Here is an 8,196-nt window from a genome sequence, read left to right on the forward strand (position 1 = left end):
GCCGGGCGCGAGCGGGGACACAGTAGCCGACGGCCTCCCCGGAGGCGCCATGCGGCGGCCCGGCCGCCCGGGGCGACGCCGTCGGCGCTGATGCCCGGACGGCGCACCGCGCCCGCATCCCGCCGGCGAGGGGGCCCACGTCGGCGAGGGGGCCCGCCGGCGAGGGGGGCCCCGCGTCCGAGCGGCCGGTCGCCGGTCCTACCAGGACGACTTGGTGACTCCGGGCAGGAACCCGGAGTGCGCCTGTTCACGCATCCGGACGCGGGAGAGACCGAACTTCCGCAGGTGGCCACGGGGGCGACCGTCGACGCCGTCGCGGTTGCGCACCCGAGTGGCGCTCGCATCGCGCGGCTGCTTGCGCAGTTCCGCCAGCGCCGCGTCCCGTTCGGCCTGCGTCGAGGAAGGCCGCCGCAGGACGTCCTTGAGCGCGGCGCGCCTCGCGGCGTACCGCTGGACGATCGCCTTGCGCTTCTCGTTCCGGGCGATCTTGCTCTTCTTGGCCATCAGACCTTCACCCCCCGGGCGCGGATCCGGGCGACCGCGGCCTCGATGCCGATGGCGTCGACGGTCTTGATCGCCTTCGCGCTCAGGGTCAGGCGGACGTGGCGTCCTTCGCTCGGGAGCCAGTAGCGCTTGCGCTGGATGTTGGGGTCGAAGCGGCGGGACGTGCGCCTGTGGGAGTGGGAGACGGTGTTGCCGAAGCCGGGCGCGGCGCCGGTCAGCTGGCAGTGGGCGGACAAGGTGCTACCTGCCCCTCTCGTGACGGAAGCGGTTATTGGAAATGATTTCCATTGCCGTATAGTAGCGGCATGGCTCGCAACGAAGTACGCCCGATCGTCAAGCTCCGCTCCACGGCCGGCACCGGCTACACCTACGTCACCCGCAAGAACCGGCGGAACGACCCGGACCGCATGGTGCTGCGCAAGTTCGACCCGGTGGTCCGCCGGCACGTCGACTTCCGCGAAGAGCGCTGACCCCCGCCCCTCCTGTCCGAAGGACACCGCCATGAAGCCCGGCATCCACCCCGCCTACGGCCCCGTCGTCTTCCGCGACAAGGCCGCCGACTTCGCCTTCCTCACCCGCTCGACCGCCACCGGCGAGAAGACGGTGGAGTGGGAGGACGGCAACACCTACCCCGTCATCGACGTGGAGATCTCCTCGCAGAGCCACCCCTTCTACACCGGCACCGCCCGTGTCCTGGACACCGCCGGCCGCGTCGAGCGCTTCCAGCGCCGCTACGGGAGCAAGCCGTGACCCTGCCCGTCGTCATCGTCGGCGGGCTCCACGCGGACGCCCGCCAGGAGGTCGTGGACCGGCTGCTGCACACCGTGCCCGGCAGCGTCGCCCTCCACCACGACCTCGCCACGGCAGCACAGGGCACGGTGCAGCGCGTGGTGCGCGACGCCTCGGGAGAGCGGTCCCGGGGCGAGACACCCCTGGTCAACGACTGCGCCTGCTGCGCCCTGCGCGAGGACCTGGTCCCCGAGCTGGAACGGCTGGCCGGCAGCGGCCTGACCCGGCTGGCCGTCGTGGAGCTGTGGGACTCCGTCGAGCCCAGGGCGATGGCCGAGGTCGTCGCCGCGCACGGCGCCGGCGTGCTCGACCTCACCGGCGTGATCACCGCCGTGGACCCGGCGCTGGTCCTGGCGTACCTCGCCAACGGCGACGACCTGGCCGACGCGGGTCTCGCCGCAGCCGCCACCGACCGGCGCACCGTCGGAGACACCTGGGCGCGGCAGCTCGAGTACGCGCCCGTACTGGCCCTCGTCGACAGCGGCGGAGCCGACGACGAGGACCGCGCCCTGCTGGCCCAGCTCCACCCCACCGCTCGACGGGTGGATGCCGCGTCCGGCGAGCTGGCGCGGGCGGCCTTCGCCGGGTTCGACGTGGAAGCGGCGGCCGCCGCCCAGCATCCGGCCTGCGCCCTGCTGCCCCAGGAGGCGGAGGAGGCAGGAGTGGCGACCTTCGTCTGGCACCGGCGCCGCCCCTTCCACCCCGAGCGCCTCTACGACGCCCTGGAGGACCTCTGCTGCGCCGCCGCCCGCAGCCGCGGCCGGTTCTGGCTCGCCGACCGTCCGGACACCCTGCTGGCCTGGGATTCCGCGGGCGGCGCCCTGTGCGTGGAGAACGTCGGCCCCTGGCTGGCCTCCCTGCCGGACGCCGCCTGGGAACTGGTCCCGCCGATGCGCAGGGCCGCGGCCTCGCTCGACTGGCATCCCGACCACGGCGACTGCTGCCAGCACCTCGTCTTCACCTCCCCCGGCCTCGATCGCCAGGGCCTGGAACAGCTCCTGGAGTCCTGCCTGCTGACCGACGCCGAGTACGCGGCGGGACCCGAGGCCTGGAGGTCCCTGCCCGCGGCAGCCTTCGACTCCCTCCTCGACCCCGTCCCGTAAGCCTCGTACCCGCCGACACTCGACCACCCCGAGGAACGCCCATGGCCCGCCGCCAGAACCCCCTCAAGCCGCTCAAGGCCCGTCCCAACCCGCTGGACGCGGCAGGGATCACCTCCATCGACTACAAGGACACCGACCTGTTGCGGAAGTTCATCTCCGACCGCGGCAAGATCCGCAGCCGCCGCGTCACCCGCGTCACCACCCAGCAGCAGCGCCAACTGGCCACGGCGATCAAGAACGCCCGAGAGATGGCACTGCTGCCCTACGGCACCCGATAGGGCCCGGCCCCGGCTCAGGTTCCGGGGAGGATACGGCGCGTCTCGTAGGCCCACATCGCGATCTCGACCCGGTTGCGGGCGCCGAGTTTGGCCATCAGGCTGGCCAGATGCGTCTTCACCGTGCTGAGGCTGATGTGCAGCGCATCGGCGATCTCGGTGTTGGTCAGCCCGCGAGCGACGGCGAGGAGCACCTGCTCCTCCCGCGCCGTGACGGGAGAGACCGGCTGGGCCATGGGCCGCCCCGCGGGCAGGTCCGCGAACGCCTGGAGCAGACGGACGGTGACGCTGGGCGCGATGAGCGCCTCACCGTCGGACGCCGACCGTACGGCCTGGGCCAGGAGGTCCGGTCCCGTGTCCTTGAGGAGGAATCCGCGGGCGCCGGCACGCAGTGCGCCGTAGACGTACTCGTCGAGGTCGAACGTGGTGATGACGACCACGGCCGGCGGGTCGGCGACGCCCGGGCCGGCGACCAGCCGGGTGGCCTCGAGCCCGTCGAGTGCGGGCATGCATATGTCGAACAGACAGACGTCCGGGCGCAGTTCGCGGGCCAGACGTACCGCCTCCCGCCCGTCGGCGGCCTCGCCGACCACCTCGATGCCGGGCTGGGCGCTCAGTATCATCCGCAACCCGGTGCGGATGATCGTCTGGTCGTCAGCGACGAGGACGCGAATGGACACCGCTCTCGCCCCTCGCTCTCGGCAGTTCGGCCTCGACGTGCCAGCCCCGGTCGGTACCCGGCCCGGCTCGTAGTGTGCCGCCGAGCAGCGTCGCGCGCTCGCGCAATCCGGTAAGTCCGTATCCGTCGCGACCCCGGCCGGTGCGCCGGCCGTCGTCGTGCACGCTCACCCGCACCCTGTGTCGTTCCGCGGCGACCTGGACGACGACCTCGGTCGCGTCGACCGCATGGCGCAGCGCGTTGGTCACCGACTCCTGCACGATCCGGTAGACGGCCGCGTCCACGGCCGGGGGCAGCGCGTCCAGCTCGCCGTCGAGCCCCAGGTCGACCCTGAGGCGACCACCCGGGGTGCGCACCAGGCGCTCCAGATCCGCGACACCGGCAGGGGGCGCCAGCTCGGCGCCGACCCCGCGGTCGCGCAGCGCGGCGACCATGGCGCGCATTTCCTCCAGCGTGCGCGCCCCTTCCTCCTCGACCCCCTCCAGCGCCTCGACGGCGGCGGACGGGTCGGTGCCCGCGAGCACCCGGCCCGCCTGGGCGATGATCACCATGGCCGACACGTGGTGGGCCACCGTGTCGTGCAGTTCCCTGGCGAGCTGCTCCCGCTCGCGGGAGCGCACCTGGTCCAACTGCCGCTCGCGCGCGGTCACCCGGAACCGTACGGCGGCCCCGATCACGCCGGGCAGCAGCAGGAAGACGAGGCCCACGACCTTTTCGACGACCGGGGTCCCGTCCGCGACGACACACAGCGCGCCGACCGCGAGGACCACCGCGCCGCCCAGCACGATCTCGCGGCCCGATCCCCACCGGGGCAGCGCGTACACCAGCACGAGCACGACCGCGCCGGTGTACAGGCCGACGGGCTCGCCCGCCGCGGCGACGAGCGAGGCCACCGCGAGCAGGGCCACGGAGCCGAACGCCAGCGCCACCACCGCCAGCGGGCGGGTCCGGCGCCACAGGGGCAGCAGGCACAGCCATACGGCGGACACGACCGCCACCGGCCGCCACACGACGTGGTCGCGCAGGGTGGCCTCCAACCCCACACCGGCCAGGCCCACCACGAGCAGCGCCCGGTCCCGCCACACCCGGGCGGGCGCGTCGGGCGGCCGGGGTTCGGTCCACAGGGTTCGCAGGTCGTCTCGGAGCACGGTTCTCAGCGTAGGGACCGCGGCGTGCCGCGCATCGGCCGAAAGGACGGGTCCCCACTCCGACTTGGGGCCGACGGATCCGCGGCCCGCAGGCCGATGCCGCGGAGCGCCGTGGCGACGAGCCTCGGCATCGACGGCCGTACAAGGACGGCCGACGAGCTGGTTGGAGGACCCGATGCTCTCGAAAGCCCTGTTGCGCCTGGGCGGGGGCGCTGCCCGCCGTCCCTGGTGGGTGATCGCGGCGTGGCTGGTCGCCGCCACGCTCGCCGTCCTCGCGGCCGTCGCCTTCGGCGGGCGGACCGCGGACTCGATGACCGCTCCGGGCCTGGACTCCCGACGGGCCGCGGAACTGATCGAGCGGGCCGGCACCGGCCAGGACGGGATGACCGCCCAAGTCGTCGTCACCCCCCGCGACAGCGCTGCGACGTTCTTCGACCACGACGGCGCGCGCACCGCTCTCACGCGGTTGCAGGCCGAGGTGGAGCGGCTGCCGCACGTGCTCGGCACGAGCGACCCGGCGGGGGCACTCGCCGCACGCGGGGACACGGCCGTGCGCGGCGGCCTCGTCTCGGCCGACGGGCGGATCGCGGTCGTCCGGGTGCAGTACCCCGACCAGAGCCGGCTGTCGGCCGAAGACCTCGACGCCCTCGTCGAACTCGGCGACCGGCTGCGCGCCGAACTGCCCCTGCGCATCGAGATGGGCGGGAGCCTCTTCTACGCCTTCTCCGACCCCGACGGCGGCGTGAGCGAGCTGATCGGCCTGCTTGCCGCGGCCGCGATCCTGTTCCTGGCGTTCGGTTCGCTCGTCGCCGCCGCGCTGCCGATCGGCATGGCGGTCTTCGGACTGACCATCGGTGTCGCCACGATGACGGTACTGGCGGGAGTGACGGACGTCCCGACCTTCGCACCGGTGCTGGGCAGCATGGTCGGGCTCGGCGTGGGCATCGACTACGCGCTGTTCGTGCTCGCCAGGCACCGGGAGTACCTTGCGCGCGGGCTCGACCCGCAGGCGGCGGCCGGACGAGCGGTGGCGACGGCGGGGCGGCCGGTGGTCTTCGCCGGCGGCACCGTCGTCGTGTCGATCCTCGGCCTGGCGGTCGCGCACGTGCCGTTCATGACGGTGGGCGGCCTCGCCGTCTCGATCGTCGTCCTGACCATGGTGCTCGCATCGGTGACGCTGCTGCCGGCCTTCCTCGGCGCGGCCGGCCCACGCCTGGCCCGGGTCGGCCGGATCGGCCGGGCTCTGCGGACCGGGAAGCCGGTCCGACCCGCACGGCGGCGGGACAGGGGGGCGGGCACCGCTCCCGCCGCCGGTTGGCGGCGCTGGGTCGGCCACGTCGGCCGGCACCCGCTGCCGTACGCGCTCGGGGCGGCGGCGCTGCTGCTGACGGCGACGCTGCCCGTGCTCGGTCTGCGCGTCGGCCTGCCCGACGACGGGTCACTGCCCCACAGCCGGACCGAGCGTCGCGCGTACGACCTCGTCGCCGAGGGGTTCGGCCCGGGCAGCAACGGTCCCCTCGTCATCGCCGCGGACCCCGCCGGTGACCCGGGAGTGCTGGACCGGCTCGTCGGGGGGCTCGCGGCGGATCCCGGCATCGCATCCGTCGCGCCGACGCACATCGATCCGGCGACCGGCATCGCGACCCTCCTGGTGTTCCCGACCACCGGCCCTCAGGACAAGGCCACGACCGACACCCTCGACCGGCTGCGCACCGACGTGCTGCCCGCGGCGGTCGGGCACGGCCCGGCCAGGGCCCACGTCGGCGGCGCCGCCGCGAGCCTGTCCGACGTGGGCCGACGCACCAGCCAACGCCTGCCGGTGCTCGTCGCCGCCGTGCTGGCGATGTCGTTCCTGCTGCTGATGCTGGTCTTCCGTTCGATCCTCGTACCGCTCAAGGCGGTCCTGCTGAACCTGCTGAGCATCGGCGCGGCCTACGGCATCATGGTCGCGGTCTTCCAATGGGGCTGGGCAGGCGCACTCATCGGGCTGGAAGCGACGGTCCCGATCGTGTCGTTCATCCCGATGTTCCTCTTCGCCATCCTGTTCGGCCTGTCGATGGACTACGAGGTGTTCCTCCTCTCCCGCGTACGCGAGGAGTACCTGCGCACCGGCGACAACGGCACGGCGATCGTCGAGGGCGTCTCGGGCACCGCCCGGATCATCACCTCGGCCGCCCTCATCATGGTGGCGGTCTTCCTGTCCTTCGCCGTCGCCGAGGACCCCTCCACCAAAATGTTCGGACTCGGCCTGGCCACCGCGATCTTCATCGACGCCACGGTCGTGCGCATGGTGCTGGTACCGGCGACCATGACACTCCTCGGCCGGGCCAACTGGTGGCTGCCGAAGTGGCTGGACCGGATCCTTCCCCACGGCACGGTCGGCACCGACGACACCGACGCGGAACCCACGGGCGAGGCCCCGCGACCCCGGCCGGTCGACCGCTGACCCCACGCCCGCCCGCCCTCGGTGTCCGGCACCTCGGCGTGGAGGAGGCCCAAGCCCCGCCAAGTCGGGTGCTGTCACACGTTCTTCATGCTGCGTGCATGGTCCCGGTGCGGCTTCGGCGCGCATGATCGGCTGGCGCCCGGCCCGGGCGCAGCCCACCCGCACAGCCGAGGAGCAGTTCCCCATGCCAAGTCGCCGTTCCTTCCTCGCCGCGTCGACCGCGACGCTCGGTCTGACCGCCGGCACCGTCACCGCCGCCGGGGACGTGCAGGCGGTGGCCGCGGGGGCGGTGCCGGACGGGGCGGAGGGGGCCGGCGGGCGGCTGCCGAACATCGTCGTCGTCCTGGCCGACGACCTCGGGTACGGCGAACTCGGCGCCTACGGGCAGAAGCTGATCGCCACCCCCCGCCTGGACCGGCTCGCCACCGAGGGGCTCCGCTTCACCGATGCGTACTCCACCGCCGCCGTCTGCGCGCCCTCCCGCTGCTCCCTGCTGACCGGGCTCCACACCGGTCACTCCACGGTCCGCGCCAACCCCTCCTCCGGCGGGCAGGGCTCGCTCACCGCCACCGACACCACCTTCGCCCAGGTGCTCCGGGCGCGCGGCTACCGGACCGCCGTGATCGGCAAGTGGGGCTTCGGGCCGGAGGCCGCGGGCCAGGACAGCCATCCGGCCGCCCGCGGCTTCGAGGAGTTCTACGGCTACATCGACCACAGTCACGCCCACCAGTACTACCCCGAGTACCTCTGGCACAACGCGGTCAAGGAGCCCATCCCCGCCAACGCCGGCGGCGCCAAGGCCGTGTACGCCCCGGACCTCCTCGCACAGCACGCGCTGGAGTTCATCGACGCCCACGCTGGCGAACCGTTCCTTCTTCTCCTCACCCCGAACGTTCCGCACGCTCCCAGCGACATCCCCGACACCGGCGCGTATGCGGGCCGGAGCTGGTCGGCTGCGGACAAGGGGCACGCGGCCCAGGTCAGTTACTTCGACTCCCTGGTCGGCAAGGTGGTCGACCGGCTGCGCGAGCTCGGCCTGGAGCAGGACACCGTCGTCCTCGTCACCAGCGACAACGGCCCCCACGAGGAGGGCGGGGTCAACCCCGACCTGTTCGACGCCAACGGTCCGCTGCGTGGCTACAAGCGCAACCTCTACGAAGGCGGCGTACGCGTCCCCCTCATCGCCTGGGGTCCCGGCCGGGTCCGGCAGGGCACCAGCAACCGCCCCACCCCGCTGACCGACGTCCTGCCC

At 73.3% G+C, this 8,196-nt stretch carries 10 protein-coding genes; 6 read left to right on the forward strand and 4 right to left on the reverse strand.

The window, feature by feature from the left end; genetic code table 11:
* Positions 1 to 198 precede the first annotated feature (198 nt).
* Both rpsN and rpmB read right to left on the reverse strand, forming a co-directional pair.
* Positions 199 to 504 (reverse strand): 30S ribosomal protein S14, encoded by a 306-nt coding sequence (gene rpsN, locus EF918_RS07885; protein ID WP_125642936.1) that lies wholly within the window; start codon positions 502 to 504, stop codon positions 199 to 201.
* Positions 504 to 740 carry a 50S ribosomal protein L28 gene (rpmB, locus tag EF918_RS07890; RefSeq protein ID WP_125642939.1) on the reverse strand — a complete coding sequence of 79 codons (237 nt, stop codon included), beginning with the start codon at positions 738 to 740 and terminating at the stop codon, positions 504 to 506. The genes rpsN and rpmB overlap by 1 nt, the downstream gene beginning before the upstream one ends.
* Positions 741 to 809: 69 nt before the next feature.
* Between rpmB and rpmG the strand changes: the two genes are divergently transcribed.
* Genes rpmG through rpsR form a run of 4 tightly spaced genes read left to right on the forward strand, consistent with a single transcriptional unit; the run spans position 810 to position 2,674 of the window.
* Positions 810 to 974: a 50S ribosomal protein L33 gene (rpmG, locus tag EF918_RS07895; protein ID WP_030162346.1), complete on the forward strand. Its 165-nt coding sequence runs from the start codon at positions 810 to 812 to the stop codon at positions 972 to 974.
* A 31-nt stretch (positions 975 to 1,005) separates the two neighbouring features.
* Positions 1,006 to 1,254, forward strand: coding sequence for a type B 50S ribosomal protein L31 (locus tag EF918_RS07900; protein ID WP_125642942.1), 249 nt, complete (start codon positions 1,006 to 1,008; stop codon positions 1,252 to 1,254).
* A complete protein-coding gene (locus EF918_RS07905; RefSeq protein ID WP_125642945.1) occupies positions 1,251 to 2,396 on the forward strand; it encodes a GTP-binding protein in 1,146 nt (381 codons plus the stop codon). Before EF918_RS07900 ends, EF918_RS07905 begins: the two co-directional genes overlap by 4 nt.
* 41 nt (positions 2,397 to 2,437) lie before the next feature.
* Positions 2,438 to 2,674, forward strand: coding sequence for a 30S ribosomal protein S18 (gene rpsR / locus EF918_RS07910; RefSeq protein ID WP_125642948.1), 237 nt, complete (start codon positions 2,438 to 2,440; stop codon positions 2,672 to 2,674).
* Positions 2,675 to 2,688: 14 nt separating this feature from the next.
* On the opposite strand, the gene EF918_RS07915 is transcribed toward rpsR, so the two are convergent.
* Complete coding sequence (locus EF918_RS07915; RefSeq protein WP_125642951.1) at positions 2,689 to 3,351, reverse strand: response regulator transcription factor; 663 nt, start codon at positions 3,349 to 3,351, stop codon at positions 2,689 to 2,691.
* The gene (locus tag EF918_RS07920) at positions 3,326 to 4,498 is read right to left on the reverse strand and encodes a sensor histidine kinase (RefSeq protein ID WP_125642954.1); all 1,173 of its coding nucleotides are present in this window, start codon (positions 4,496 to 4,498) and stop codon (positions 3,326 to 3,328) included. Before EF918_RS07920 ends, EF918_RS07915 begins: the two co-directional genes overlap by 26 nt.
* A gap of 175 nt (positions 4,499 to 4,673) precedes the next feature.
* Between EF918_RS07920 and EF918_RS07925 the strand changes: the two genes are divergently transcribed.
* Both EF918_RS07925 and EF918_RS07930 read left to right on the forward strand, forming a co-directional pair.
* Positions 4,674 to 6,944 (forward strand): MMPL family transporter, encoded by a 2,271-nt coding sequence (locus EF918_RS07925; protein WP_125642957.1) that lies wholly within the window; start codon positions 4,674 to 4,676, stop codon positions 6,942 to 6,944.
* Positions 6,945 to 7,128: 184 nt separating this feature from the next.
* Positions 7,129 to 8,196: sulfatase-like hydrolase/transferase (locus EF918_RS07930; protein WP_148141221.1), on the forward strand; the 1,068-nt coding region annotated here is incomplete at its 3' end.

It is taken from the genome of Streptomyces sp. WAC06614 (assembly GCF_003949795.1).
Classification (GTDB): Bacteria; Actinomycetota; Actinomycetes; order Streptomycetales; family Streptomycetaceae; genus Streptomyces.

Excerpts from the sequence above, each read along its gene's own strand:
- rpsN (WP_125642936.1), bottom strand. The coding sequence starts at position 504 with ATGGCCAAGAAGAGCAAGATCGCCCGGAACGAGAAGCGCAAGGCGATC.
- rpmG (WP_030162346.1), top strand. The coding sequence starts at position 810 with ATGGCTCGCAACGAAGTACGCCCGATCGTCAAGCTCCGCTCCACGGCC.
- EF918_RS07900 (WP_125642942.1), top strand. The coding sequence starts at position 1,006 with ATGAAGCCCGGCATCCACCCCGCCTACGGCCCCGTCGTCTTCCGCGAC.
- rpsR (WP_125642948.1), top strand. The coding sequence starts at position 2,438 with ATGGCCCGCCGCCAGAACCCCCTCAAGCCGCTCAAGGCCCGTCCCAAC.
- EF918_RS07925 (WP_125642957.1), top strand. The coding sequence starts at position 4,674 with ATGCTCTCGAAAGCCCTGTTGCGCCTGGGCGGGGGCGCTGCCCGCCGT.